Origin of the sequence: Paraburkholderia piptadeniae, assembly GCF_900007165.1 — a bacterium.
GTDB classification, from domain to species: Bacteria; Pseudomonadota; Gammaproteobacteria; order Burkholderiales; family Burkholderiaceae; genus Paraburkholderia; species Paraburkholderia piptadeniae.
This window is the reverse complement of the sequence record NZ_CYGY02000023.1, coordinates 112294-139277: the sequence shown is the minus strand read 5'-3', so window position 1 is coordinate 139277 and position 26984 is coordinate 112294. Positions and strand designations below refer to the sequence as shown.

Here is a 26984-nt window from a genome sequence, read left to right as displayed (position 1 = left end):
ACCCTAGCATTGCCGTCACCGGAACTGATGCGGAGGCAATCGTGGGACAAGTGGTTGATCGAACTGGAAGTTCAGGCGGCGTGCGCGCCAATCATCGATGGAAGGTGCTCGGTGTCGGCTTTGCCGCGAACGCGAGTTTTTCGGCAGCGTTCTCGGGCATCCCGACGACGGCGGTTTTTTTGCGCCACGGCTATCACATCGGCAATGGCGGGCTCGGCGTCGTGCTCGGCATGCTGGGCCTTGGGATCGCGGTCAGCGAACTGCCGTGGGGGCTGCTCACCGATCGCTGGGGCGACCGGCGCGTGCTGCTGCTCGGCCTGTTGACGACGGCGGCGGCGCTCGCCGCGATGGCGGGCTTCGTCGTGCCGCGCGCCTCCGGTGCGCCGGGCATCGTGCCGCTTGCGCTGGGACTGCTCGCCGTCGGGTTGCTCGGCGGAAGCGTCAACGGGTCGAGCGGACGCGCGGTGATGGCGTGGTTTCGCGAAGGCGAGCGCGGACTCGCGATGAGCATCCGGCAAACGGCCGTCCCCACAGGCGGAGGACTCGGCGCGATGATGCTGCCGTCGCTCGCTGCGCACGTTGGGTTCGTCGCCGTGTATGGCGTGCTTGCTGCGTTGTGCGCCGTGACGGCATGGTTCGCGTGGCGCTGGCTGCATGAGCCGCCCGTCGCGGCTGCGCGCGAAGCGCATCAAGCGGCCATCGACGACGAAGGCGCGGATTCACAGCCACAGCCTGTTTCGCCGCTGCGCGACATCGGCGTGTGGCGCGTGGCGCTGGGTATCGGCGTGCTGTGTGTGCCGCAACTCGCCGTCGTCACGTTCGCGACGGTCTTTCTGCACGACTTCGGCCGCGTCGGCGTGCTCGCGATCAGCGCGACGATGGCCGCAGTGCAGACGGGCGCGGCCGTCGCTCGCGTGTGGAGCGGCCGATGGACCGACCGGCACGGCAACAGACGCCAGTACATGCGCGCCTGCAGTGTGCTGACGGCGCTGCTCTTCGCATCGCTCGCGCTGATCGCGGCTGGTGTGGGTGGCAGGCACGGATGGACGACTGTCGCGCTCGCGGTGATGATCGTGCTCGGCGGCGTGAGCGCCTCTGCCTGGCACGGCGTGGCCTACACCGAACTCGCGACACTCGCCGGGACGCGCCGCGCAGGCACGGCTCTCGCGATGGGCAACACATGCGCGTTCATGACGCTATTCGTCACGCCGCTCGCGATTCCTCCGCTGCTCGCGGCGACGTCTTGGCCAGCCGTGTGGGCGATTGCGAGCGTTTGCGCGTTGCTTGCGTTGCCGGTGTTTCCGCGTCCGTCGCGTGCTGCAGGATATGGATCGCGCGTCAGGGCGTGATCGTCGGGTCGCATTTCACCGATTTGGGTTTAGGCGTTCAGCCACGTGCTGAACGCCTTTTTATTTTTGCGGTTATTGGTTTATGCGCGATTGATCGAATTAATCTGGTGACTGAAAAACCTTCCGTTGAGTCTGAATTGTCTGTCACGAAAGTCAGATTTATTTTAGAAATTGGTTTTTCTGATTCGTGCTTCCAGGGGGCTTCTCTTTTGAGCGTATATTTGGCGACCGTGAAGATGTGGATTGCCTATTTTTCAATGTTGAATCCAAGCGTGCCTAGGCAGGCAGCCATGAGAGAGGTGCGCTAAGCCTTGTGGCTCCGTGCGTCGGCCGTATTCGCGCTGCTGCTTCCTAACGCCTGTTTTGAAATTTCGGAAACGATTCGCTGAAAACGGATAAGCGTATTCATCGTGAAATCGTTTGAAAGCGGTAATTCTCAACGAAATTTTCAAATTATCCTTGAATCAGACATTGATTCGGAACTCTCTGATATTCCATTTTTCCCGCGGATGTTTTGATTCTGTTCGTCGGAACACGATTCGTTATATGTCGCAAGCGTTGCCGTAAAGCGGGCCTGTTTCGACGTTACTTTGAAATGGGCGTTTCGGCGCTGACAGATATAAACCAATAACAGGGCAAGGCGGCAACAGTGAACCTTCGAGTCATGCTGGCAGACGATCACCCGTTTGTTCTGCTCGGTATCCGGGCCACTCTGATGGCGCAAGGAGGCTTCACTGTCGTCGGTGAGGCGACGAGTCCTTCGTCACTCGTGCAATTGATGGAGAAAACGCCATGCGACGTGCTCGTAACGGACCTGACCATGCCCGATTCGTCCGGCGACTGCGACGACGGGCTGCGACTCATCCGGCGCATTCGCACGCGCTGGCCGGAAGTGCGCATCGTCGTGCTGACGAGTCTGACCAACGCCGCCATTCTCCGCTCGATCATGTCGGACGGCGTGATCGGCATGCTCAACAAGAGCGAATCGATGGACGAACTCGCGTCGGCCATCCGCGCAGCCGGCATGAATCGCTCTTACGTCAGCCGGTCGATCCTGCAAACACTGGCAGACGCGAGCGGCGAGCCGCTCGGCATGTCACCGATGCGCCATCTGTCGCCGCGTCAGGCGGAAGTCATCCGGATGTTCGTGCGCGGCAAGTCGATCTCGGAAATCGCTCGCGAACTCGGACGCGATGTCAGGACGATCAGCCGGCAGAAGCGCGATGCAATGGCGAAGCTCGGCGTCAGCAACGACCCCGGACTCTTCGCGTTCGTGCGCGCGTACGGTCTTGTACAAAGGCGTATCACGGATTGCTAACTGATTATCTGATTCGTCACTTTCAGAGAACTCTTATGTCTGCGTGTAGTTGAATGTCTGAATCTCGCGGGCATAGCGCCTACCACATCGATACCAAGCTAGAGCAAAGGAGGGACCCACGTCGTGAACATCAGAAAGGACGTGACACTGCCGATCCGCACCATCATCGCCGACGATCATCCACTGGTCCTGCTCGCGATGGAGAACTTGATGTCCGGCTTTCCGAACATTGAACTGGTGGGCAAAGCTACAGACTCATCCGAACTGTTCGCCGAGGCGCAGCGCGTCAAATGTGATCTCGTCGTCATGGATCTGTATATGCCGGGCGGCACGCATGGCGATGGTATCGAAATGGTCCGTCAGTTCAGGGAGCGTCATCCCGATGTGGTCGTCGTCGTATTGACCATGGAGGTCACAGCCGATGTGCTGCAAAAAGTGATCGGACTTGGCGTGGGTGCCGTGATCAGCAAGCGCGATCGCATCGATCTGATTCACGTGGCGATCGTCACGGCGCTGGCGCGCGAATGCTATGTCGGTCCTGCAATTCGTGCGCTACTGGCCGAAGCCACGCTGTCGCGCCGCATCGACTATGTACGACAGGTTCTATCGAGACGCGAACTCGAAGTGCTGACGCACTACGCGTCGGGACGCGGCGTGACCGAGATCGCGCTGAGGCTCGGACGAAGCGTCAAGACAATCAGCGCTCAGAAATGCACGGCGATGCGCAAGCTGTCGCTGCAAAGCGATGCCGATCTGTTCAGGTTCGCAGTCGAGCATGGTCTCGTGCCGGGCGACCAATCGGGCGCCGAAGGACGGATGGCCGCAAGAGCCTGACGCACTGGCATTGCGAACGTGGCAAAGCGACCGTCCGAGGGGAAGCGCGATATGCGACGGCGGTCGACTAACAAGAATACAAAAAGATGGAAAACAAGATTCGCGTCATCGTGGCCGATGACCACGCCTGTGTGCGCGATGGCATCCGGTTTTTGCTCAATCAGATCACGCACGTGTCGATAGTCGGCGAGGCGTCCGATACGCAAGGACTCGCCGATTTGCTCGATTCTCGCGCGTGTGACGTCGTCGTGTCGGATATCGGCATGCCGGGTATCGACGGCGAGAGCAATGCGATCCAGTTTCTGAGGCGTCTGTTGCATCACGCGCCACAGTTGCCTGTCGTGGTGCTCACCATGATCCATCAGGCGTCCATCCTGGTGGGGTTGCTACAGCATGGCGTTGCGGGCGTCGTCGACAAGCGCGACATCACGTCGTCGCTCGTCCACGCAATTGACGCAGCACTGACCGGGCAGGGCTATCTGTCCGATCACGCCCGAACCGCAATCGCGCAGGCAGGCACGCCTCAGCCCAGGGTGGGCGTCATAAGTGCATGCGAGTGGAAAGTGTTCACGATGTACGTAAGCGGCATGACGATCGGTCAGATTGCCGTCAGGCTCAACCGCAGCGCCAAGACGATCAGCACGCAAAAGCGCAACGCGATGCGCAAGTTGGGGCTGGAAACGGAAGCCGACGTTATCGACTACGCCTGCCAGATCGGGCTCACGTGAGCGCATTTCGCGAGCCTAGTGCGCCCTTTGCATGTGCCACCGCTTTTCGGAGTTGTCTGATTCCGCCTTTATTCGGCTAGGCAAACAATTCTCTGTTGTCCCCGATTCGCGGGGCGTGGCGCCATGCCATTGATTCGCCATGCAAATCAATCGACACCGAGCGCATCAATGAGGCTAGCCCGTGGACTTATCGGGTGGCGCAGTTACGGGAGGATGCATGTCAGGGCTGGGGAAGCGGTTGATCGTCGAGGGCGCCGGAGCGGCGTGGCTCATATTCGTGGGTTGCGGCACGGCTGTGCTCAATGCGGGCGCGCAAGGCAGCAACATGCTGGTCGTGCCGCTCGCATTTGGATTTGCGCTGGCTACGGCGACCTATGTGTTCGGGCGTTTTTCAGGTGCTCACTTCAATCCCGCCGTCACGGTCGGCTTTGTGACGGCTCAGCGATTTCCGGTTCGCGATCTCGCTCCGTATATTGCCGCGCAGGTTCTCGGCGCGATCGCTGGCGCCGCGTTGCTTGCCTATGTCGCAGGCGGCCGGCCCGGCTTCGCCCTTGCGGCTAGCGAGTTTGGCGCCAACGGATACGGCGATCATTCTCCCGCTGACTTTCAACTCCACTCCGCTTTGGCCGTCGAACTCGCGATGTCCTTCGCGTTCGTCACGGCGCGCATGCTGACGTCGGACGGTAGGGCGGCGAGATTGCTTGGTCCACTGGTTACAGGCGTGTGGCTGGCGTTGAGCTACATCGTCGCGACACCTGTGACCAACGCGTCGCTCAATCCCGCGCGTTCGACGGGGCCAGCGCTCTTCGTCGGCGACTGGGCGCTCGACCAGTTGTGGCTGTTCTGGGCGGCGCCGCTGGCGGGTGGCATGCTTGCAGGCTTGCTGCATTCGTATCTGCTCCGTCATCCGCACGATGCACTTGCGCCGTCTTCGCGCGGGGACGGGCACGGCAAGTCGGCCTGAGTGCGCGAACATGCTTTGGTCGTGCGTTTCCACCCGTTCGCTCTCCGGCTTCGCATTCGGTGCCACGCTGATCCGTATCTGCCGAGCGCTCGCGAGCAGCCTCGCGCTGTTGTCGATGCTGTGCGGCCAACCGGCGTACGCGGCACCTGGACGCGATCCGCTCGCGTTTCCATCGAGGCTGGTTGTCGGCGTGCTCGCAAACGGCTGGTCACCATTCGAGATGTTTCAGGAGGGCATGCTAGCCGGCCTGAGCGTCGACTATCTGCACGCGGTTGTCGGACCGGACACGAAGATCGAGACAAAAGCGTTTCCCGATATGGAGCAACTGCTCGCGGCGGCATGTTCGAACCGGGTAGACGTGCTGATGAGCATCGCTCGCACACCGGAGCGTGAGCATTGCCTGTCGTTCTCGGTGCCTTACTTTCGGGGTTCGACTTCCGCTGTGACGCTTGCCAGCAACGCGCTGGTGTTGTCCGGCCAGACTCAGGTCCAGAACGCGCGTGTCGCCGTCGAACGCGGCTTTGCACTCAGCTCGGTGTTGCGTGAGCGATTTCCGCATGCGCGGATCGATTCCTTCGCCGACACCTCATCCGCATTGCGGGCGATCAAACAGGGCAGCGACGACGTCTACTTCGGCTTCACTCCCGCCGTGCGGCATTACCTGGCCGATCCCGAATTTCGCAGTTTGAGCGTTGCATTCGAGGAAACCGGCCAGTTCAGCGAGATGCGCTTCGCGGTGCCTGTTGCGAGGAGCGGTCTGCGAGACAAGCTGGACCGTGGACTCGCAGCGATGCAACCAGAAGACGAAGCGGCCATTCGGGCGCGTTGGCTCGGCGGCGGCTTCGACGCACGGCCTGCCTCGGCGGTGCCCAATCTCGTGCTGAGCCGAGAAGAGCAGGTCTGGCTTCAGTCGCTGCCGCCATTGTCGGTTGGCTTCGATAGCGACTGGGCTCCATTCAGTACGCTCGATGAAACGGGCAGACCGTCTGGCGTCGCCGCAGACTACCTCGACTATCTGGGGCGCACGCTTGGCGTTACCTTCCATCGCGCGCCTGCGAAGGACTGGTTCGCGACGCTTGCCGACTTCGGCCGTGGCAACGTCGCGGTGCTCGCCACCGCCACGCGCAACGATCCGCGGCTGTCGCAAGCGGCGTTCAGTCAACCATATGAAACCTACCCGCTCGTCATCGTGGCGCGCGAAAACGAACCTGCCGCACGCAGTCTCAACGATTTCTCGTCGCGCCGTGTGATGGTGTCGGCGCATACCCAGGGTTCGGTGCCGTTTCATCTGTATGGCGTATCCGCGGCGCGCGTGACCGTTACCGCGAGGCTGGACGAGGCGTTGAAGGCGCTAGCCTCCCGCCGCGCCGATGCGCTGGTCGGCAATGTCGCCGAAGTCGATGCCGCGCTCACGCAGCAATATGCTGGCGTGCTGAAGATCGTCGGCACGGTGCGCGAGCCGGACGCGGTCGGCTTCGCAGTCCGCCCGGACCTCGCGCCGCTGGCCGGGCTGATCGACCGCGCATTGCTCGCGATGCCTGCCTCGGAGCGGCAGCGTATCCGTCAGAAGTGGGTGACGGGCGACGTCCATGCGCAGGGCGGCTGGAGCGTGACCGCGCTAAGACTGTTGCCGGTGCTGATCGGAATCGGCGTCGTGCTGCTGGTGACGCTGCGGGCGTACGTGATGTTGCAGCGTGAAGTCACCCGGCGCGAACGCACGGAGCACGAACTCGAATCGCAACTGAACTTCCAGCAAACGATGATGGAGATGATGCCGTATCCGTTTGTCGCGAAGGATTTGCGCGGGCGCTACATCGCCGTCAATCGTGCCTACGAGGAAGCGACCGGGCTTAGACGCAACGCGGTCATGGCCCGCACGAGCGCCGACGTCCGCGCGTGGGGTGATGACAACAGCGTGCGTCTCGAACAGCTGACGCACGACGCGCTGGCGAGCGGGATACCTACGCAGATCGAACTCGAATTCGAAGACCCCAACGGCGATACGCGGCATGGCCTGTTTTGTGTGCGCGTTTGCAATGGCGCCGACGGTGCGCCTTCCTGTGTTTTGGGCACGGTCGTCGACATCACCGACATCCGCCGCGCCGAAATGCTTGCGAGCGAAACGCAGCGGCGTCTCGTCGACGTGACGGCGTCTCTGCCCGCCGTGGTGTTCCAGTTGCGCCGCGGGCTCGATGGCAAATACACGTTCCCCTACGTCGGCGGCGATACGAAGCATCTGCTCGGCTATGACAGCGCAGCGCTGATGCGCACGGGCGCACTCGATTTCGCGACCATCTGCGTCGACGACCGGCCGGTTGTCGTCTCGGAGCTGGAGCGCTCGGCGGAATTGTCGGCGCCCGTGCACCTGGAATTCCGGATCGACGGGCCGACGGAGCAGCGCTGGGTCCGGGCTGAGCTCGTGCCGCGCCTCGAGCCGTCGGGCGCGACCGTCTGGAGCGGCTATTGGGTCGACGCGAGCATCGAGCGGTTGCGAGCCGACGAACTGGCGCACGCGCGCGACCTGGCCGAAGCCGCCTCGCGCGCAAAGGACGACTTCCTCGCGATGATGAGCCACGAAATCCGTACGCCGATGAACGGCGTGCTCGGGCTCGTCGAAGTGCTGGAGCGCACGCGGCTCGAGGCCGATCAGGGCGAGATGCTCCGCATGATTCACGAGTCGGCGGGCGCGCTGCTGCAAATTCTCGATGACCTGCTCGACTACTCGAAGATCGAAGCGGGACGGCTGACCATCGAATCGGAGCCGATCGACTTGCGTGATCTTGTCGACACGGCAGTTGGCTTGCTGGCAGGACGCGCACATGAGAAAGGCCTGAAAGTGCGCGTCGACATCGAGCCGCAGGTGGCCGCGACGCTGCGCGGCGACAGTGTGCGTCTGCGACAAATCCTGTTCAATCTGCTCGGCAACGCGATCAAATTCACGCCTCAAGGTGAGGTCGACGTGCGCGTCGTGGTGGTCGAGCAGAGCGAGGCCGGGCAGACGGTCGAGATCACTGTCGACGATACGGGTATCGGCATCGCGCCCGAAGTGCAGGCGCGGCTGTTCGAGCCGTTCGTGCAGGCGGAATCGTCGACGACGCGGCGCTTCGGCGGCACGGGCCTTGGCCTGACGATCTGCCGCAAACTGGTTGCGTTGATGGGCGGCACGCTCACGTTGTCCAGTACACAAGGCAAAGGCACGCACATGAAGCTGCGGCTGCTGATGCCGCTTGAAACGGAGCACTACACGGCGGGCGGATTGCGCGGCAAGCGCGGGCTCGTCGCGACTGCCGATGCGGCCGTCGCGCAGGGGCTGATTCACTTCGGCGCCGCGCTCGGCATCGATTCGCATTGCGCAGATCCGGCGCGCGGCGAACTAAGCGATCCGCAAGCGCTACGCGGCGTCGATCTGGTTTTCGTCGACGTTCGCGTCGAGGTGCCCGCGGCCGTCGAGCAGTCCGGCGCGAAGGTCGTTGTCTTGACCGAGAAGCCCAAGCCGACGGGCTACCGGATTGTCGACAACGCAGTGCGCGTGAGCATCAATCCGATCTCGTGGCGCGGCCTGAGCGCGGCCTGCGCCGCGGCGTTGACGGGGCTGTCGCCCACGCCGGCGCGTCAGCCTGGCGATGCAGAGGCAGGAGTCGTTGCGCCACCGGATCGGGAACGCGCGATCGCAAGCGGTCGTCTCGTGCTCGTCGCCGAGGATCATCCTGTGAACCAGGAACTGATCCGCCATCAACTGGCGCTGCTCGGCTTTGCCTGCGACGTCGTCAACGATGGTGCCGAAGCCCTCGAAGCGCTTGGTTCGACACCGTACGGCTTTCTCATTACAGACTGCCACATGCCGCGGATGTCCGGCTACGAACTCGCGCGAGCGGTTCGTGAGAAAGAGGCGTTGACGGGCGCGCGGCTGCCGATTCTCGGCATCACCGCGAACACCGCGCCGGAAGATCTGAAGGCGTGCCGCGACGCCGGTATGGACGATTGCCTCATCAAGCCGACGCGGCTCGCCACGTTGCGCGACTACCTGAGCCGCTGGTTTGGTGCGGACAGCTCGCGTACCGGCGCGCCCGGCGAGGCGTCAGGCGTTCCCGTGGTCGACACGCGGCCCGAGAATGCCGGCAGCATGACGTTCCTCCCCGTCGATCTCAGCCAGTTGACCCAGGTCTGGGGCAGCGAATCGACCGTGAAGTCGTTGCTCGATGCGTTCGTGTCCGCGGTGCGCGACGACATGCGCGCGTTGCCAGCGTTGCTGCATGAGCCGGATGTCGCGGAGCTGCGGCAATGGCATCATCGTGTCGCTGGCGCCGTTGGCGTGTTGCAGTATCCGCCGTTGCTCCGCGCGCTCGAACACTATCGTCGACAGTTGACGATCGCGCCGCCGGAGATGCTGCGCAGCGACGGCATGGCTCTCGTGCGCACGTGCAATGCGATGCTCGACGGCATCGAAGCGCAGGCTGCGCTGCTTGCCTAAGGTCTCATTTCCTCGCGCTTTGCAAGGCCTTACGTTGCTGCGTGTGAGTCACACGCGGTGCTCCGATTTGCACTAGTATGTGCTGGCGCTACGTGCGGCATCGGCGCATCGGCCGCCATGCCGATGCGCCGATGCCGCGTGCAAAGACTCGGAGAAAACAATGACTGCAATTCGAAAGCTGAGCTTGGTGGCTGTGCTGTGGGCGCTGGCGTCGGGTGTTGCGCGTGCGGATACGGTCGAATTGAAGGCCGACCTCGAACCGTCGAGCGAAGTGCCGCCGCGCGTGAGTCATGGGCACGGCGCATTGGATGCCACTTTCGATACGTCGACCAAAACCCTCAAATGGATGGCGACTTACGAGGGTCTGTCGGGTCCAGTGACGATGGCGCACTTCCACGGTCCAGCGCCCGTCGGTCAGAACGCGAAGGTGCAGGTGCCCATCGACAAGAACGCGTTGGCCAGTCCGATCAAAGGTTCCGCGACGCTGACCGAACAGCAGGTCACGGACCTGATGGCGGGGCAGTGGTATTTCAACGTTCACACGGCGCTGAATCCATCGGGTGAAATTCGCGGCCAGCTTCTGCCGGCGAATTGAGCGGACGTGTTCGCCGGAACCGTCCACAGCGTTCCCGGCGCTCGCGTTTTTCAAACGGCGCGCGCCCATTTGCGGCGCCAATAAAACCCGCCTTCGAGTCTCCTTCGACGGAAGTCAGCTCAAAGCGACGTACCATGACGCTTAACCGTCGATGGAGGCCATTCCGATGAGTTGGCAGAGCGCCTTGGCGTGCTGGTTTCTGCGCCGTCAGTTTCATCCGCAGACGCGGCATCCGACGATTAACGCCGAACGCGCGCGCAAGATGACCGCGAAGCGCGCTTATACGCCGCGCGTGCCGCCCGGATGGGCGCTGCACGAACGGTACAGCGAGCAGGACTGGCCCTTGCGCGGCGAATGGCTCACGCGCGCAGACGGCCAGCACGCGGCGACAATCCTGTACCTGCATGGCGGCGGCTACTACTTCTGCTCGCCGCAGACACATCGCGCGGCTTCTTTCGGTCTTGCAACGCGCAGCAACGCGCGCGTCTTCTCGCTCGACTACCGGCTCGCGCCGGAGCACCCGTTTCCTGCCGCGCTAGACGATGCGCTCGCCGCCTATCGACATCTGCTTGCAGAAGGGACGAAGCCGGAATCGATCGTGATCGCGGGCGATTCGGCTGGCGGCGGACTCGCGCTCGCGACGCTCGTCGCGTTGCGCGATGCAGGCGATTCGCTGCCCGCGGGCGCGATCCTGTTTTCCCCTTGGACCGATCTCGCCGCGACAGGCGCGTCGCTGGAAACCAATGACGGCGTCGATCCGATGTTCCATGGTCCGTCCGTCGCGCGCGCTGCGAAGCTTTATCTAGGCGGCACGCCCGCGACGCATCCGTACGCTTCGCCGCTCTACGCGGATCTGAGCGGCTTGCCGCCGCTCTTCATGCAGGTGAGCAGCACGGAAGTCCTGCTCGACGATTCACGCCGGGTCGCGGACAAGGCGCGCGCGGCGGGCGTCGATGTCGACTTCGAGATCTGGCGCAAGATGCCGCACGTATGGCAGCTGTGGGTGCCGTTCATCCCGGAGGCGAGCCGCGCGCTCGATCTCGCCGCCCGTTTCCTCCAGCGCGTGACGAGCGTGCCGGGCAACGTTCATCCGTCGAGCGAAACGTCGATTGCCTGATACGCCGCCTGGACGGCCTCCGAGCCGTACTGGCGCTCCAGCCTGCGCACGGTGAAGTGGCCGTGCGCGACCTGCTGGAAGTGATCGATGAACACGGTGTTCACCATCGCGCCGAGCACCGCGCCGATCGCCGGAATCGACTTGGCCGCAATCTGCTCGCTGACCTGCACCGAGAAGCGCGACGCGATCGTATTCATGAGGCGCAAAAGGGCCGCCGAGCCGTGCGTGGTGAATCCCTTCGTCGCGATCTCCGATGACGCCTTCGACACCGCCTGCGCCAGCGCGCCGCGCATGATGAAGTAGCCGTAGTCGGCGTCGTCGTCGGCTTTCGACGTGCGGCCCATGCCGAGCACCGTCAGACATTGCAGCTGCGTATCGATCGACGTCAGATCCTCGCCCTCGCTGCGCGCGACGTCGCAGATCGAGCGGAACATCAGTGTCGTCGTGACAGGCAGTTCGACGGGCAGCGCGAGCAGTCCGAATGCGCCGCCCGCGGCGCCCGTCGTCGCGACGGCGAACTTGTGCAGCAGATTGCTCGGCCGTTCGCTGACGCCGAGCGCACCGCCAATCGGTCGCCCGAGCGTGCGCAGCGCGATTTGCAGACACTTGCGCAGCGCGAGTTGCGTCGCGTCGTTGACCTTGTCGCTCGCCATCGACGGCATGCGCGCGATCAGTTTTTCCAGCGGCGCCCCGACAATGCCCGCCAGTTTCATCGCCAGCGCGGGGGTTTCGAGTTCGTGCTTCGCGCGGCGCAGAGCCGCGAGGTCGTCGGTGGAAAGCAGTGTGGCGGCAAGCGTGGCTGGATTCATGAATCTCCCTGACTTCGTCTGATGACGATTTTCTTACGCATTCCGGGCGAAAACGGCATGCCCGACGCACGCAAGATTAGAACTCTTCAGCGTGGTATGATTCCGTATCGTTGACTCGTCAACAGTTGCACCATCAAAAATGGCCGTACACACTGCCGCTCACCATTCGAGTGGGCAAGTTTTACCGTTCCGGGAATCGTTGCTGGCGATGCTCGGTGTCTCTTTCGTGTCGATGCTCGTCGCGCTCGACCAGACTGTGGTCGGCACCGCGCTGCCCACGATCGTCGCCGACCTGAAAGGCTTCGAGCTATACGCGTGGGTCGCGACGTCCTATCTCCTGACGTCTGTGATCACCGTGCCGATTTTCGGCCGCCTTGGCGACTACTACGGGCGCAAGCCGTTCGTCATTGCGTCGATCGTCGTGTTCACGGCGGCCTCCGTGCTATGCGGCGCGGCGCACGACATGTTGTTCCTCGTGATCGCGCGCGGCCTTCAGGGCATTGGCGGCGGCATGCTGGTCGGCACCGCGTTCGCGTGCATTCCCGATCTGTTCCCTGATTCCGTGGTCCGCCTGCGCTGGCAGGTGCTGATGAGCTCCGCATTCGGCATCGCGAATGCCGTCGGTCCGTCGCTCGGCGGTTTTCTGACGCAGTACTACGGCTGGCGTTCGGTGTTCTATGTGAATCTGCCTGTCGGCCTGCTGTCGCTGTTCTTCGTGTGGCGGTATCTGCCGCACCTGCGGCACGTCGTGCATGAAGGCAAGATGCGGCTCGACTGGCCGGGCGCGCTGCTGATTGCGCTGTCGCTCGGCAGCTTGCAGCTTTTCGTCGAGCTTCTGCCGAAGCATGGCGTGACGGCGTCGGCCGTTGCGTTGCTGGCGATCAGCGTCGCCAGCGCGATTGCGCTGTGGCAGTGGGAAAAGCGCTTCCCGCAAGCGATTCTTCCCATCGACATGTTCCGCAACCAGAGCCTTTCCGCGCTCTTCATGCTGGCCGTGCTGGGCGGCTTCGCGATGTTCTCGCTGCTGTTCTACGCGCCGCTGCTGTTTCAGGGCGGCTTCGGCATGATGCCGAACGAGGCGGGACTCGTGATCACGCCGCTCGTCGTGTTCATCACGATTGGCAGCATCGCGAACGGGCGCGTCGTGTCGCGCATTCCGAATCCGAACGTGATGCTGTACATCGGCTTTGCACTGTTCGCCGCAGCGTCGCTCGGCGTAGTGGTCGCCACGCGTTCGATGCCGCACTGGCTGCTGATGCTGTTCATGACGCTCGGCGGCCTCGGCCTCGGCTTCGTGCTGCCGAATCTCACCGTGTTTGCGCAGCAGACGGCGGGCCGCGAGCATCTCGGCATCGCGACGGCGCTGCTGCAATCGCTGCGAATGATCGGCGGCATGATCGGCACGGCGCTGACGGGCACGCTCGTCACGCATATGTACGCGAGCGGCGTGCGCAATGCGCTCGATGCCGAGCACGCGAGCCAGTGGTTCGCCAATCTCGGCGATCCGCAGATTCTCGTCAATCGCGATGGACAGCACACGCTTTTGAATGAACTCGCGCACGCAGGACACAATGGCGCCGTGCTGCTGGAGTCGGCGCGCGAATCGCTGGTCGGCGCGATTCATATGGGTCTCGCGCTGGGCGCGCTGGTCGCCGTGTTTGCGGTCTGGCAAAGCCGGCGCGTTCCGCCCGTCAGGCTGCGCAAGCGGATCGAGCCGGTCGTCCACGTCGATTGACCGGTGTTTCAGGGCTTCAGAATCGTAGAAAGATCATGGAAGAACAGGACCGCGTCGCTATCCTTCAACAGTTCGGCCGCACGTATCGTGCGTTCATGTCCGCGTTCGAAACGCGCGTCGGCCATCCGTTGCCGCGCTGGCGCATTCTGCTCGCGCTGTACGAACAGGCGGGCGAATCGTCGCAAAAGAAGCTGGTCGAGCGCTTGCGCGTCGACCCGGGCGCGCTGACGCGTCAGCTGAAGTCGCTGGAAGCAATGGGCTGGATCGCACGCAGCATGGACGAGCGCGATAACCGCATCACGAATGTGAAGCTCACGGGTGAAGGCCGCGCCGCAATCGAAACGAGTCTGCCAGATCGCAATGCGTTCCTGCACGACACGATGGCCGCCTTGCCGGACGACGTGCTGGCGGGATTGGGGAGCGCGCTGACGATGCTCGAGGCGCGCATCGGGGAGGTGGTGACGGCCGCGTCGACTGACACGGAAGCCACGGCCGCAGGGCGTTGAGCGACTGAATGAGAGCAGCGCATGCCGCGACACGAAGCGAGTGTCGCGCAGCGCCGCTCCAATCGAAGCACTGGTTGAGCAACCGATCGAAGAAAAATCAGAAGAACGTTTCGATCACTTCCGTCACGCGATACGACGGATCGAGCACGAGCACCTGACGCCACTTGTCGAACGTCAGGCACGGATGCGAGATGTCGAACGCGATCATGTCGCCGACCTTGAGATCGGCGCCTGCGGGAATCCGCAGATACGCGTGCTGATCCATCATGCCGAAAATTTCCCAGCCCTCGTCAGCGGCGACATCGCGCGGCGCCTGCGTGCCCGGACGGTAGTGCTTCGCGGGCTCCGGATAGCCAGCGTCGAACGCCGAGTCGCGCTTGCCGAGGCCGATGATCGCGCGGTCCGGTTCGGGAATTGACTGCACGTAGGCCCACAGATGCAGCGCGGGCAACAGCCCTTCGCCCATGCGCTTCGCGACGGGATTACGCTTGAAGATGTCCGTCTGCGCCTTGCGATAGATGCCGACGTCGTGTGTCAGATAGCAGCCCGGACGCAGCACGATCTCGATGCGGTCCTTGCGCGAAGCCTTCGCGAACTCTTCCGCGACAACGTCGTACCATGCCGATCCCGCGCCCGACAGAACGGCGGGCGTGCGCGCAAAGCGGCCCTGATCCGACAGTTCGAGCGTGAGCCTGACGGCGCTGCGCAGAAAGTCGCGCACTTCCTGTTCTTCCTTCAGCACGCCTTCGTAGAGTTCGACGCCCGCGAGCTTCAGCGAATCCGGATAACGCGCAATCGCGTCGAGCACGGCGTTAGTCTGCGCTTCGTCGCGCACGCCTGTGCGGCCACCCGGCACGCCGAGTTCCACCAGCACCTGCAACTGCTTCCTCACCGAGCCAAAGAACTTGCCGAGCTGCTCGACGCCTTCGACGGAATCCACGAGACAGAAGAACTCGAACTCGGGATCGCTCAGCAGCTCTGCGATCATCAGCATATTGCGCTTGCCGACCAGCTGGTTCGCCATCAGCACACGCGAGACGCCGCCGTGATACGCGGCGCGCACCTGATGCGCGGTCGCGAGCGTGATGCCCCATGCGCCCGTTTCGATCTGGCGACGGAACAGTTGCGGCGCCATCGTCGTCTTGCCGTGCGGCGCGAGCTTCACGCCGTATTCGGCGACGAACTTCTGCATCCAGTTCAGGTTGTGCTCGATGCGGTCCGCGTACAGGACGGCGGCAGGCAGGCTCACGTCCTCGTCGAGCAGATTCCATTCGAGACGCGCTGCGTCCGCAAGCTGGATACTCGTGCCAGGCACGTTGCCCAAGCCCTTGCTATAAGGATCGATTGTCGCTCCCTGATAGTTTGTAACTTTCATGTCACGCTGCTCCATCATCCAGTTAAATCGAATCGAAGTTGACTTTCACATGTTACCGAAAGTACGATGGTTGATGAAATGTTATTTAGTACCACGCATCCGGCGACCGATGTTACCGGCGCTGCGTGGTGCGCGCGAGCCATGAATTCCACAGCCGAACCCGTTGCCTTCGACATCGTCGCGCGCATTGCCGAATGCGCGCCCGAGTTGCGCTCGGCGGAGCGGAAGGTGGCGGCACTGATCCTCGACGATCTGATGGGCGCATCGCGCGCCAGCATCGGCGCGTTGGCCGAGCGGGCGGAAGTGAGCGTCGCGACGGTCACGCGTTTCGCGAAGGCGGTCGGCTGCCGCGACGTGCGCGAACTGAAGCTGCGGCTTGCGCAGGCGGCCGCTGTCGGCCAGCGCTTCCTGCAGGCGGGCGCGCAGCCCGACACGCCCGAGCCGCTCGCAACGCGTGTGTTCGACGAGTTGCAGACGGCGCTCGCACACAACCATCACCTGCTGTGCCAGGCGCCCATTGCGCAAGCCGCTGCTGCATTGCGCGAAGCGCGGATGATCTACGTGTTCGGCATGGGCGGCGGCTCGACCGCGCTCGCCGACGAAATGCGCTTTCGGCTCGTGCGGCTGGGCCGGCCGGTCGCGACGTATCAGGATGGCCTGTTGCAACGCATGGTGGCGTCGACGGTATCGCGCGACACCGTCGTGATCGCGCTTTCGACGACGGGCCGCGTGCCGGAGATGGTCGACAGTTGCCGCATCGCGCGCAGCTATGGCGCGACGCTCGTCACGGTGACGGCGCCCGCGTCGCCGCTCGCGAAGCTCGCCGACTGGCTGATCCCCATCGTCGCGTTCGAAACGGATTTCATCTACAAGCCGTCGTCGTCGCGCTACGCGATGATGATGGCGCTCGACGTGCTCGTCACCGAACTGGCCTTGAGTCAGGGCGACGAGAGCCGCGAACTGCTGCGCCGCATGAAGCATGCTCTCGATGCGCATCGCGGCGGCGGCGACCGACAACCGCTAGGAGACTGATCCATGCATTCGCACCCCGAAGCCGCCGATACGCTGATCGTCGGCGCGCAACTGTACGATGGCACGGGCGCGCCGCCTGTCGAGCGCGACGTGGCGATACGCAATGGGAAGATCGTCGCGATCGGCAATCTGTCGAACTGGCTGGCCGAAGAAGTGATCGAGGCGAACGGCCGCGCGCTCGCGCCGGGCTTCATCGACGTGCACACGCACGACGACACGCATGTGATCCGCTCGCCGCAAATGCTGCCGAAGATCACACAAGGCGTGACGACGGTCATCGTCGGCAACTGCGGGATCAGCGCGTCGCCCGTATCGCTGAAGGGCGATCCGCCCGATCCGATGAACCTGCTCGGCGAGCGCGATGCGTTCCAGTATCCGACCTTCACCGCGTATGTCGACGCGGTGAATGCGGCGAAGCCATCGGTGAACGTGAGCGCGCTGATCGGGCACACGGCGCTGCGCAACAATCACATGGACCGGCTCGATCGCGCGGCGACGCCGCAGGAAATCGACGGCATGCGCGCGCAGCTCGAAGAGGCGCTGGCGAACGGCGCGCTCGGCTTGAGCTCGGGGCTTGCGTATGGCTCCGCATTCGCCGCGCCGACTGAAGAAGTGATGGCGCTCGCCGAGCCGCTCGCGGCGTCGGGCGCGCTGTACACGACGCACATGCGCACCGAGTTCGACGCGATTCTCGACGCGATGGACGAGGCGTATCGGATCGGCAAGCACGCGCGCGTGCCCGTGGTCATTTCGCATCTGAAGTGCGCGGGGCCGTCGAACTGGGGGCGCAGCGTCGAAGTGCTCGGATCGCTCGAGGGCGCGCGCCGGCTGCATCCCGTGGGCTGCGACTGCTATCCGTACAACCGCAGTTCGTCGACGCTCGATCTCAAGCAGGTGACGGGCGATATCGACATCACGATCACGTGGTCGACGCCACACCCCGAGATGGCGGGCAAGCTGGTGAAGGACATCGCCGCCGAGTGGGGCGTGACGCAGCAGGAAGCCGCGAAGCGCCTGCAGCCGGCGGGCGCCGTGTATCACAACATGTCCGAGGACGATGTGCGGCGCATCCTCTCGCATCCGGCGACGATGGTCGGCTCCGATGGCTTGCCGAACGATCCGTTGCCGCATCCGCGTCTGTGGGGCGCGTTTCCGCGCGTGCTTGGACACTATGCGCGCGACCAGCAGCTGATTCCGCTCGAAGAAGCGATCCGCAAGATGACGAGCCTGTCGGCGCGACGCTTCGGCTTGAAGGAGCGCGGTGAAGTGCATATCGGCTATCACGCCGATCTCGTGCTGTTCGACCCGGCGCGCGTGCGCGACGCGGCGACGTTCGACAAGCCGCAGCAGGCCGCCGATGGTATCGACGCGGTGTGGGTGAATGGCGTGCTGTCGTATCTCGATGGCAAGCCGACGGGCGAGCGCGCGGGCAAGTTCGTCGCGCGTGGAGCGACGGCGGCATCGCGTGCCGCGTTGTCCGACGCATTTTGAATTTCGATTGATGCGTTCGCATTGGGTGCGAACGCGCTTACGTGACAGGAGTTGAACGATGAAGCGTTATGGCGTTGAAGGTGGCAAGGGCACGGGCGGTCAGGTGATGCCGTTCGCGCGTGCGGTCGAAGCGGATGGCTGGCTGTTCGTGTCGGGGCAGACACCGATGGAGAACGGCGAAGTGATCAACGGCGGGATCGTCGATCAATCGCGCAAGGCGATTCAGAACGTGCTCGCCATTCTGGCCGAGGCGGGATACGGGCCGGAGCACGTCGTGCGTTGTGGCGTGTGGCTCGACGATCCGCGCGATTTTGCTTCCTTCAACAAGGTGTTCAAGGAATACTTCGGTGCAAATCCGCCCGCGCGCGCTTGTGTCGTTTCGTCGATGGTGATCGACTGCAAGGTCGAAGTCGATTGCGTTGCTTATAAGAAGCCTGCGGCTTGAGGTTTGGTTTCTGCTGGTTCGCTTTGCCCTTTCGTTGGCATCCGCGATGCGTTGGTTTGCTTTGCCCTTATCGCTGGCATCCGCGATGCGCCTCGTGGCGCGGGCGTTGCCCCCGCGCCGCGAGGCGCTAACGCGGATGCCAACGAAATTACAAAAAAACAAACAGCGTCGCGGACAGAAAAAATCACTGCCGCGCAGTGCGCAGATTATCCGGCATCGGCAGATTGAAGTTCGTGCGGAACGGATTGATGTCGAGCCCGCCGCGCCGCGTATAACGTGCGTACACGGCCAGCTTCACCGGCTGGCAAACCTTCAGTACATCGGTAAAAATCTTCTCGACGCACTGTTCATGGAACCCCGTATGGTTCCGATAAGAAATGATGTACCGAAGCAGTGAAGCGTGATCGATCTGCGGCCCGACGTAGTGAATCTGCACGGAGCCCCAATCGGGCTGTCCCGTCACCGGGCAGTTGGATTTCAGCAGATTGGAGAACAAGGTCTCCTCGACAGGTGCTTCATCCAGCGCGGCCTTCAGCAAGCCGGCATCCGGCCGATAAATCTCGGCATCGAGATCGAGCCGGTCCAGCGAAGTCCCTTCGAACTCATCGAGTCCGAGCTTCGAAAACTCCGCGGGCGGATAGAGATGCAGCGACACGGAAGCGCCACACGCGGCGGACACATCGCGCTTGATCGTATTGCGCACGACGTCGATCGAATCGAATGAAGTCTGTGCAAAAGACCCGAGATACAGCTTGAACGATTTCGACTCGACGATATTCGGCGAATCAGCCGGGATATAGAAAGTCGCAATCGCGATCTGCGGCTTGCCGCGCGCGTTGAGCCACGACAACTCATACGCGTTCCAGATGTCCGTGCCGAAGAAAGGCAAGGTCGCGCCGATGCCGATCTGGTCGCGCGCATTTTTCCGCGCGATCGGAAAGAGCAGCGTTGCGTCGTACTGTTCGGTATAAGTGGCCGGTTTGCCCAGCGGGGATTGTTCGGGTGTCATGATGCGTTCACGATGCCACTCACGACATGCCCGATCGCTGTCACGTCACGGGCCGATTCGCAGTGGCGAATTTGATCGTCGAAGAAAAAGTCCGGCTCGAACTCGCGCAGAAAGGCGCTCTTGTCGAGCCCGCCAAGAAACATCGCTTCGTCGATTTCAATGTTCCAGGCCATCAAGGTGCGGATCGCCCGCTCATGCGCGGGCGCCGAGCGCGCGGTCACGAGTGCCGTGCGAATGTGCATCGGCGCTGCTTCGTCGGCCAGCGTCTGCAAGCGGTGCAGTGCTTGCAGCAAAGGCTTCAGCGGTCCGTCGGCGAGCGGCAAATCCTTGTTGTCGATCTCATGACCGACGAATGCCCGCAAGCCGTCGCTCTGAAACACGCGCTCCGCTTCGTCGGAAAAGAGCACGGCATCACCGTCGAACGCGATGCGGATTTCGTCCGGGTACTTGCTCGCCATTTTCGCCGATTCGGGCAAAACGCGCGCAGCGGGAAATCCTGCCGCGAGCGCATCGCGCACGTCGTCCTGATTCGCGGACAGAAACAGCGACGCATTCAGCGGCTTCAGATACGCAAACGGCGCGCGGCCGCGCGTGAACACGCCGCGTTCGATCGCAAGCCCATGCTCGCGGCACGAACTGAATGCGCGCAAGCCGCTGATGGGATCGCTGCGCGACAGTATCACCACTTCCACGCGATGCGCGCCCGCATTCAGCGCGAGCAGCTTGCGAATCAGCCCGAACGCGACGCCGGGCTTGGCCGGCACGTTCAGCCGTTCGCGCTGCAGCCCTTCGTATGCGCGCAGATCGCCTTCCTCGTACACGCGGTTCTCTTCCTCGAAATCGAACAGCGCGCGCGAGGAGATCGCCACCACCAGCTTGTCGTTCAGCGAAAAGGCCATGCGTCAATGGACATGCGTCAGGCGAGGAACAGTCGATACACCGGGTTCGACGTCTCTTCCCAGTACGGATAGCCGAGCGTTGCGAGGAAGCGCGCGAATTCCGCGTCTTCCGCCGACGGCACCTGAATGCCGACGAGGATCGAACTGTAGTCCGCGCCCTGGTTCCGGTAGTGGAAGAGGCTGATGTTCCAGTTCGGCGCCATCGACGACAGGAACTTCATCAGTGCGCCCGGCCGCTCGGGGAATTCGAAGCGGAACAGGCGCTCGTCGTGCGCGAGCGGCGAGCGTCCGCCGACCATGTAGCGGATATGCTGCTTCGACAGTTCGTCGCCCGTCAGATCGACGGTCGCGAAGCCGTGCTCCTCGAACGCGCCCGCGATCTGCGCCGACTCGCTGCGGTTACGGATCTGCACGCCGACGAAGATATGGGCGGACTTCGCGTCCGCAATTCGGTAGTTGAATTCGGTGACGCTGCGCGTGCCCACCAGTTCGCAGAAGCGCTTGAAGCTGCCGCGCTCTTCCGGAATCGTCACGGCGAACACGGCTTCGCGCGCCTCGCCCACTTCCGCGCGTTCCGCGACGAAGCGCATGCGGTCGAAGTTCATGTTCGCGCCGGACGTGACGGCGATCAGCGTCTGGTTCTCGATGCCTTCGCGCTCCGCATACTGCTTCGCGCCCGCGACTGCGAGCGAGCCCGCTGGCTCCAGCACGCTGCGCGTGTCCTGGAAGACGTCCTTGATCGCGGCGCACAGCGCGTCGGTGTTCACCGTCAGCACATCGTCGAGATATTCCTGGCACAGGCGGAACGTCTCTTCGCCGACGAGCTTCACGGCCGTGCCGTCCGAGAACAGGCCGACTTCGTTCAGCGTCACGCGCTTGCCCGCCTTCAGCGATTGCGCCATCGCGCACGAGTCGTCGGTCTGCACGCCGATCACCTTGATCTCCGGGCGCACCGATTTCACATACGCCGCGATGCCCGCCGCGAGACCGCCGCCGCCGATGGGAACGAAGATCGCGTGAATCGGCGCCTGATGCTGGCTCAGGATTTCCATCGCGACCGTGCCCTGGCCGGCGATCACGTACGGATCGTCGAACGGATGCACGAGCGTCAGGCCGTGCTGTTCCTGCAGCTTCACTGCGTGCGCGTAGGCATCGCTATACGATTCGCCCGCCTGCACGACCTCGACGGTCGGTCCGCCGTGCGCGCGCACGGCATCGACCTTCACTTGCGGCGTCGTCACGGGCACGACGATGATCGCCTTCACGCCCATGCGGGCCGCCGACAGCGCGACGCCCTGCGCATGGTTGCCCGCAGAAGCCGTGATCACGCCGCGCGCGAGGGCGTCGGCGGGAATGTGCGCCATCTTGTTGTACGCGCCGCGCAGCTTGAACGAGAAGACAGGCTGATTGTCTTCGCGCTTCAGGTAAATCGGGTTGCGCAACCGTGCGGACAGATTCCGCGCATGTTCGAGTTCGGTCTCACGCGCGACGTCGTAGACGCGGGCGGTGAGGATTTTCTTCAGATAGTCGTGGGAAGCCATGCGGGTCACGCGCGATGCGCTTTTATGGGACGGGAAAAGATCAATGATAGCGCCAACGGCCCGCCCCGACGCATCTGATCGGGCATTCGGCCGTGGGCTTTCGCCGTATTGATGCTGCCGGCCAGCCGACCGGACGGTCGGAAAATCACGGGCCGCCTGATGCGGGCGACGATGCATTCCGGGTGCGTCGCCGGCTGGCGGTTTTGCGGCGAATTCTGGCAAGCCAACGCGCAAAGGCTTGTCGCGCGGACATCCTGGCGTCAACGCGCGCGCGGATGATGCGGTAGAATCTTGTTTTGGAAAAGGATCAGATGATGCATTGGCAGCCTCGGATCGCCCATTTGATGCCCGTCCCGCGTGAGGCTCGCCCCGCGGCGCAGCGGCACGTGCGGCATGCACGATCGTGTAGCTATATCTGAGCGCCGCGACGCGACCGGCCATCTACGTTCTCGCCATGTCCCCGGCGATCCCGGGCACAGGCCGCCGGTCGAGGCTTCGCACAATAGAAAGATTTCCAGCATTGCGCCCCACGCGCACCGTCAGCACGCCTCTTCGCCGAATGTTCGATGAGCGCGCGTAGCTGACCTACCGAGTCGTCCAAACATGAACGCACCTCAAGTTTTCGATCCGCACGGCGCCGCCGCTAACGTCGTCGCCGATACCGAACCGCGTCTGCGCGAAATCCCATACAACTACACGTCGTTCTCCGACCGCGAAATCGTCATTCGCCTGCTCGGCGACGAAGCCTGGGCCGCGCTCGACGAACTGCGCGCGGAGCGCCGCACGGGCCGCTCGGCGCGCATGCTGTACGAAGTGCTCGGCGACATCTGGGTCGTGCGCCGCAATCCTTATCTGCAGGACGATCTGCTCGACAACCCGAAGCGTCGCACGCTGCTGATCGAGGCGCTGAACCACCGTCTCACTGAAATCGAGAAGCGCCGCCGCGCCGACCTGACCGAACATGGCGACGAAGCGGGCGTCGGTCGCGCCGCGCGCGTCGAAACGCTGGTCGCCGCCGCGCGCCGCGCCGTCGATGCCTTCGCAGGCGAGTTCGACAAGATGGCCGACCTGCGCCGCCGCGCAACGAAGGTGCTGGGACGCCAGACGCAGAAGGACAACATCCGCTTCGATGGCCTCTCGCGCGTCTCGCATGTGACGGACGCGACGGACTGGCGCGTCGAATATCCGTTCGTCGTCCTGACGCCGGATACGGAAGCCGAAATCGCCGGCCTCATCAAGGCGTGCTTCGAACTCGGCCTGACGGTGATTCCGCGTGGCGGCGGCACGGGCTACACGGGCGGCGCGGTGCCGCTCACGCCGTTCTCCGCTGTCGTCAACACCGAGAAGCTCGAACAGCTCGGCGCCGTCGAACTGACGGAAATGCCCGGTGTCGCGCACAAGGTGCCGACGATCTTCTCCGGCGCGGGCGTCGTCACGCGTCGCGTGACGGAAGCGGCCGAGCAGGCGGGCTATGTATTCGCCGTCGATCCGACTTCTCTCGACGCTTCGTGCATCGGCGGCAACGTCGCGATGAACGCGGGCGGCAAGAAGGCCGTGCTGTGGGGCACCGCGCTCGACAATCTCGCGTGGTGGCGCATGGTCGACCCGGAAGGGAACTGGCTCGAAGTCACGCGTCTCGATCACAACCTCGGCAAGATTCACGACATTCCCGTTGCGCGCTTCGAACTGAAGTGGTTCGACGGCGAGCACGCGCCGGGCGAAAAGCTCTTGCGCACGGAGCTGCTGGAAATCGAAGGCCGGCGCTTTCGCAAGGAAGGGCTCGGCAAGGACGTCACCGATAAATTCCTCGCTGGTCTGCCGGGCATCCAGAAGGAAGGCTGCGACGGCCTGATCACGTCCGCGCGCTGGGTGCTGCACAAGATGCCCGCGCATACGCGCACCGTCTGTCTGGAGTTCTTCGGCCAGGCGCGCGAGGCGATTCCGAGCATCGTCGAAATCAAGGACTATCTGTTCGAAACGTCGAAGCAGGGCGGCGCGATTCTCGCGGGCCTCGAGCACCTCGACGAACGTTATCTGCGCGCCGTCGGCTACGCGACGAAGAGCAAGCGCAACGCGTTTCCGAAGATGGTCCTGATCGGCGATATCGTCGGCAACGACGCCGATGCCGTTGCTACCGCGACGTCCGAAGTGATCCGCATGGCCAACGGCAAGAGCGGCGAAGGCTTCGTCGCCGTGAGCGCCGAGGCGCGCAAGCGCTTCTGGCTCGACCGCAGCCGCACGGCCGCGATCGCGAAGCACACCAACGCGTTCAAGATCAACGAAGACGTCGTGATTCCGCTCAACCGGATGGGCGAGTACACGGATGGCATAGAGCGCATCAACATCGAGCTGTCGATCAAGAACAAGCTGCAACTGGTCGACGCGCTCGAAGTGTTCTTCCGGAGCGGCAAGCTGCCCCTCGGCAAGACCGACGATGCGAACGAAATTCCGAGCGCCGAACTGCTCGAAGACCGCGTGCAGCAGGCGCTGGAACTGCTCGGCCACGTGAAGAAGCGCTGGGAGTTCCTGCGCGACAAGCTCGATCTGTCGTTGCGCGAGGCGCAGCACTATCTGGTGCAGCTCGGCTATGCGGGTCTTGCGGAGAAATTCGCGGACCGCGTCGACGATCAACCCGACGCGAACGTGTTCCATATCGTCCAGGACCGCACGGTGCGCGTGTCGTGGAAGCAGGAGATCCGCGCGGAACTGCGGCAGATCTTCAACGGCGGCGAGTTCAAGCCGATCCTCGACGAAGCGCAGGCGATTCACAAGCAGGTGTTGCGCGGCCGCGTGTTCGTCGCGCTGCATATGCACGCGGGCGACGGCAACGTGCACACGAATATCCCCGTCAACTCCGACAACTACGAGATGCTGCAGGACGCGCATACGGCGGTCGCGCGCATCATGAAGCTCGCGCGTTCGCTCGATGGCGTGATCTCGGGCGAGCACGGCATCGGCATCACGAAGCTCGAATTCCTGACGGAAGACGAGATCGGCGAATTCCGCGCGTACAAGCAGCGCGTCGATCCGCAAGGGCGCTTCAACAAGGGCAAGCTGCTCGACGGCGCGGACCTGCGCAACGCGTACACGCCGTCGTTCGGGCTGATGGGCTACGAGTCGCTGATCATGCAGCAGTCCGATATCGGCGCCATCGCCGATTCCGTGAAGGACTGCCTGCGCTGCGGCAAGTGCAAGCCCGTCTGCGCGACGCACGTGCCGCGCGCGAACCTGCTTTACAGCCCGCGCAACAAGATTCTCGCGACGTCGCTGCTGGTCGAAGCGTTCCTGTATGAAGAGCAGACGCGCCGCGGCGTGTCGATCAAGCATTGGGACGAGTTCAACGACGTCGCCGATCACTGCACGGTCTGCCACAAGTGCGTGACGCCGTGCCCGGTGAAGATCGACTTCGGCGACGTGTCGATGAACATGCGCAACCTGCTGCGCAAGATGGGCAAGAAGAAGTTCAACGCGGGCAACGCGGCGGGCATGTTCTTCCTGAACGCGACCAATCCGCAGACCATCAATCTCGCGCGCACCGCGATGATGGGCGTCGGCTACAAGGCGCAGCGCCTCGGCAACGAAGTGCTGAAGAAGATCGTCAAGAAGCAGACGGCCCATCCGCCCGCGACGACGGGCAAGCCGCCGGTGGTGGAGCAGGTGATCCACTTCGTCAACAAGAAGATGCCGGGCAACCTGCCGAAGAAGACGGCGCGCGCGCTGCTCGATATCGAGGACAACAAGATCGTCCCGATCATCCGCAACCCGAAGACGACGTCCGTCGATTCGGAAGCGGTGTTCTACTTCCCCGGCTGCGGCTCGGAACGCCTGTTCTCGCAGGTCGGTCTCGCAACCCAGGCGATGTTGTGGGAAGCGGGGGTGCAGACGGTGCTGCCGCCGGGCTATCTGTGCTGCGGCTATCCGCAGCGCGGCTCGGGGCAGTACGACAAGGCCGAGCAGATCGTCACGGACAATCGCGTGCTGTTCCACCGTGTCGCGAACACGCTGAACTATCTCGACATCAAGACGGTGGTGGTGTCGTGCGGCACGTGCTACGACCAGCTCGCGGGCTATGAATTCGACAAGATCTTCCCGGGCTGCCGGATCATCGACATCCACGAATTCCTGCTGGAGAAGGGCATCAAGCTCGATGGCGTGAAGGGCACGCGCTACATGTACCACGACCCTTGCCACACGCCGATCAAGACGATCGACCCAGTGAAGCTCGTCAACGAACTGATGGGTGCCGAGAAGAACGACGGCTACCGGATCGAGAAGAACGATCGCTGCTGTGGCGAGTCGGGCACGCTGGCCGTCACGCGTCCGGATATTTCGACGCAGGTGCGCTTCCGCAAGGAAGAGGAAATCCGCAAGGGCGCGGCGAAGCTGCGCGGCATTCCCGTCGTGGCCGACGCGGGCGCGAACGCGATCAACATGGCGAACGCGGCAGCGGGCGCGGCGGGTGCTCAGCCGGGCTCGGTGCTGAAGGCAGGTGACGGTCCGCAGCCGAACGGCGCAGCGGGAGCGAACGGCGCAGCGGGAGCGAACGGCGCAGCGGACGTCAAGATCCTGACGAGCTGCCCGTCGTGCCTGCAAGGGCTGTCGCGCTACAACGAGGACGCGAACATCGAAGCGGACTACATCGTCGTCGAAATCGCGCGGCATGTGCTCGGCGAGAACTGGATGGCCGACTACGTCCAGCGCGCGAACAATGGCGGAATCGAGCGCGTGCTGGTCTAATGGCACGATATGGCGTTTCGCTCGAGGTC

Annotated in this window: 20 protein-coding genes; 15 read left to right on the top strand and 5 right to left on the bottom strand. The window is 63.4% G+C overall.

Going from position 1 to position 26984, the window contains the following annotated elements; all coding sequences use genetic code 11:
• Nucleotides 1-41: 41 nt before the first annotated feature.
• From BN2476_RS10615 to BN2476_RS10580, 9 genes are all read left to right on the top strand, one after another.
• Nucleotides 42-1349, top strand: coding sequence for an MFS transporter (locus tag BN2476_RS10615; protein WP_235850788.1), 1308 nt, complete (start codon nt 42-44; stop codon nt 1347-1349).
• Nucleotides 1346-1657, top strand: coding sequence for a hypothetical protein (locus BN2476_RS45440; RefSeq protein WP_143810941.1), 312 nt, complete (start codon nt 1346-1348; stop codon nt 1655-1657). The genes BN2476_RS10615 and BN2476_RS45440 overlap by 4 nt, the downstream gene beginning before the upstream one ends.
• 356 nt (nt 1658-2013) lie before the next feature.
• Nucleotides 2014-2667, top strand: coding sequence for a response regulator (locus BN2476_RS10610; RefSeq protein WP_087734110.1), 654 nt, complete (start codon nt 2014-2016; stop codon nt 2665-2667).
• Nucleotides 2668-2790: 123 nt separating this feature from the next.
• The gene (locus BN2476_RS10605) at nt 2791-3501 is read left to right on the top strand and encodes a response regulator (RefSeq protein WP_087734109.1); all 711 of its coding nucleotides are present in this window, start codon (nt 2791-2793) and stop codon (nt 3499-3501) included.
• A gap of 86 nt (nt 3502-3587) precedes the next feature.
• Nucleotides 3588-4229, top strand: coding sequence for a response regulator (locus BN2476_RS10600; RefSeq protein WP_087734108.1), 642 nt, complete (start codon nt 3588-3590; stop codon nt 4227-4229).
• A 217-nt stretch (nt 4230-4446) separates the two neighbouring features.
• On the top strand, nt 4447-5193 hold the full coding sequence (locus BN2476_RS10595; protein ID WP_087734107.1) for an aquaporin: 747 nt from the start codon (nt 4447-4449) through the stop codon (nt 5191-5193).
• Between the two features lie 10 nt (nt 5194-5203).
• Nucleotides 5204-9664, top strand: coding sequence for an ATP-binding protein (locus BN2476_RS10590; protein ID WP_087734315.1), 4461 nt, complete (start codon nt 5204-5206; stop codon nt 9662-9664).
• 160 nt (nt 9665-9824) lie between these two features.
• The gene (locus BN2476_RS10585) at nt 9825-10259 is read left to right on the top strand and encodes a CHRD domain-containing protein (RefSeq protein WP_087734106.1); all 435 of its coding nucleotides are present in this window, start codon (nt 9825-9827) and stop codon (nt 10257-10259) included.
• Between the two features lie 166 nt (nt 10260-10425).
• Nucleotides 10426-11376 carry an alpha/beta hydrolase gene (locus tag BN2476_RS10580; RefSeq protein WP_087734314.1) on the top strand — a complete coding sequence of 317 codons (951 nt, stop codon included), beginning with the start codon at nt 10426-10428 and terminating at the stop codon, nt 11374-11376.
• On the opposite strand, the gene BN2476_RS10575 is transcribed toward BN2476_RS10580, so the two are convergent.
• Nucleotides 11346-12185: an EcsC family protein gene (locus BN2476_RS10575; protein WP_087734105.1), complete on the bottom strand. Its 840-nt coding sequence runs from the start codon at nt 12183-12185 to the stop codon at nt 11346-11348. The genes BN2476_RS10580 and BN2476_RS10575 overlap by 31 nt on opposite strands.
• Nucleotides 12186-12324: 139 nt before the next feature.
• Here BN2476_RS10575 and BN2476_RS10570 point away from each other — a divergent pair, with 139 nt between their 5' ends.
• Nucleotides 12325-13920, top strand: coding sequence for an MFS transporter (locus BN2476_RS10570; protein WP_087734104.1), 1596 nt, complete (start codon nt 12325-12327; stop codon nt 13918-13920).
• A gap of 35 nt (nt 13921-13955) precedes the next feature.
• Complete coding sequence (locus tag BN2476_RS10565) at nt 13956-14426, top strand: MarR family winged helix-turn-helix transcriptional regulator (RefSeq protein ID WP_087734103.1); 471 nt, start codon at nt 13956-13958, stop codon at nt 14424-14426.
• A 97-nt stretch (nt 14427-14523) separates the two neighbouring features.
• Here BN2476_RS10565 and BN2476_RS10560 read toward each other — a convergent pair whose 3' ends face one another.
• The gene (locus BN2476_RS10560) at nt 14524-15801 is read right to left on the bottom strand and encodes an amino acid deaminase (RefSeq protein ID WP_087734313.1); all 1278 of its coding nucleotides are present in this window, start codon (nt 15799-15801) and stop codon (nt 14524-14526) included.
• Nucleotides 15802-15942: 141 nt separating this feature from the next.
• Between BN2476_RS10560 and BN2476_RS10555 the strand changes: the two genes are divergently transcribed.
• Genes BN2476_RS10555 through BN2476_RS10545 form a run of 3 tightly spaced genes read left to right on the top strand, consistent with a single transcriptional unit; the run spans nt 15943 to nt 18769 of the window.
• On the top strand, nt 15943-16833 hold the full coding sequence (locus tag BN2476_RS10555) for a MurR/RpiR family transcriptional regulator (protein ID WP_087734102.1): 891 nt from the start codon (nt 15943-15945) through the stop codon (nt 16831-16833).
• A 3-nt stretch (nt 16834-16836) separates the two neighbouring features.
• Nucleotides 16837-18324: an N-acyl-D-amino-acid deacylase family protein gene (locus BN2476_RS10550; RefSeq protein ID WP_087734101.1), complete on the top strand. Its 1488-nt coding sequence runs from the start codon at nt 16837-16839 to the stop codon at nt 18322-18324.
• 58 nt (nt 18325-18382) lie between these two features.
• On the top strand, nt 18383-18769 hold the full coding sequence (locus tag BN2476_RS10545; RefSeq protein ID WP_087734100.1) for a RidA family protein: 387 nt from the start codon (nt 18383-18385) through the stop codon (nt 18767-18769).
• 184 nt (nt 18770-18953) lie between these two features.
• Here the strand turns inward: BN2476_RS10545 and queF are convergent, their stop codons facing one another.
• The 3 genes from queF to ilvA are packed head-to-tail and all read right to left on the bottom strand — an operon-like array spanning nt 18954 to nt 22395.
• Nucleotides 18954-19778: an NADPH-dependent 7-cyano-7-deazaguanine reductase QueF gene (gene queF, locus BN2476_RS10540; protein ID WP_087734099.1), complete on the bottom strand. Its 825-nt coding sequence runs from the start codon at nt 19776-19778 to the stop codon at nt 18954-18956.
• Nucleotides 19775-20677: a 5'-nucleotidase gene (locus tag BN2476_RS10535; RefSeq protein WP_087734098.1), complete on the bottom strand. Its 903-nt coding sequence runs from the start codon at nt 20675-20677 to the stop codon at nt 19775-19777. The genes queF and BN2476_RS10535 overlap by 4 nt, the downstream gene beginning before the upstream one ends.
• Nucleotides 20678-20694: 17 nt before the next feature.
• On the bottom strand, nt 20695-22395 hold the full coding sequence (ilvA, locus tag BN2476_RS10530) for a threonine ammonia-lyase, biosynthetic (RefSeq protein WP_438942871.1): 1701 nt from the start codon (nt 22393-22395) through the stop codon (nt 20695-20697).
• A gap of 426 nt (nt 22396-22821) precedes the next feature.
• Here ilvA and BN2476_RS10525 point away from each other — a divergent pair, with 426 nt between their 5' ends.
• Nucleotides 22822-26955, top strand: coding sequence for a DUF3683 domain-containing protein (locus tag BN2476_RS10525; RefSeq protein ID WP_087734096.1), 4134 nt, complete (start codon nt 22822-22824; stop codon nt 26953-26955).
• The last annotated feature ends 29 nt before the right edge of the window (nt 26956-26984 follow it).

Bases quoted from the DNA above. Each gene is read 5' to 3' on its own strand.
- queF (WP_087734099.1), bottom strand. From the start codon at position 19,778: ATGACACCCGAACAATCCCCGCTGGGCAAACCGGCCACTTATACCGAA.
- BN2476_RS10555 (WP_087734102.1), top strand. From the start codon at position 15,943: ATGAATTCCACAGCCGAACCCGTTGCCTTCGACATCGTCGCGCGCATT.
- BN2476_RS10610 (WP_087734110.1), top strand. From the start codon at position 2,014: ATGCTGGCAGACGATCACCCGTTTGTTCTGCTCGGTATCCGGGCCACT.
- BN2476_RS10595 (WP_087734107.1), top strand. From the start codon at position 4,447: ATGTCAGGGCTGGGGAAGCGGTTGATCGTCGAGGGCGCCGGAGCGGCG.
- BN2476_RS10550 (WP_087734101.1), top strand. From the start codon at position 16,837: ATGCATTCGCACCCCGAAGCCGCCGATACGCTGATCGTCGGCGCGCAA.
- BN2476_RS10585 (WP_087734106.1), top strand. From the start codon at position 9,825: ATGACTGCAATTCGAAAGCTGAGCTTGGTGGCTGTGCTGTGGGCGCTG.
- BN2476_RS10575 (WP_087734105.1), bottom strand. From the start codon at position 12,185: ATGAATCCAGCCACGCTTGCCGCCACACTGCTTTCCACCGACGACCTC.
- BN2476_RS10545 (WP_087734100.1), top strand. From the start codon at position 18,383: ATGAAGCGTTATGGCGTTGAAGGTGGCAAGGGCACGGGCGGTCAGGTG.
- BN2476_RS10560 (WP_087734313.1), bottom strand. From the start codon at position 15,801: ATGAAAGTTACAAACTATCAGGGAGCGACAATCGATCCTTATAGCAAG.
- BN2476_RS10570 (WP_087734104.1), top strand. From the start codon at position 12,325: ATGGCCGTACACACTGCCGCTCACCATTCGAGTGGGCAAGTTTTACCG.
- BN2476_RS10590 (WP_087734315.1), top strand. From the start codon at position 5,204: ATGCTTTGGTCGTGCGTTTCCACCCGTTCGCTCTCCGGCTTCGCATTC.
- BN2476_RS10565 (WP_087734103.1), top strand. From the start codon at position 13,956: ATGGAAGAACAGGACCGCGTCGCTATCCTTCAACAGTTCGGCCGCACG.
- BN2476_RS10580 (WP_087734314.1), top strand. From the start codon at position 10,426: ATGAGTTGGCAGAGCGCCTTGGCGTGCTGGTTTCTGCGCCGTCAGTTT.
- BN2476_RS10525 (WP_087734096.1), top strand. From the start codon at position 22,822: ATGAACGCACCTCAAGTTTTCGATCCGCACGGCGCCGCCGCTAACGTC.
- ilvA (WP_438942871.1), bottom strand. From the start codon at position 22,395: ATGCATCGTCGCCCGCATCAGGCGGCCCGTGATTTTCCGACCGTCCGG.
- BN2476_RS10600 (WP_087734108.1), top strand. From the start codon at position 3,588: ATGGAAAACAAGATTCGCGTCATCGTGGCCGATGACCACGCCTGTGTG.
- BN2476_RS10535 (WP_087734098.1), bottom strand. From the start codon at position 20,677: ATGGCCTTTTCGCTGAACGACAAGCTGGTGGTGGCGATCTCCTCGCGC.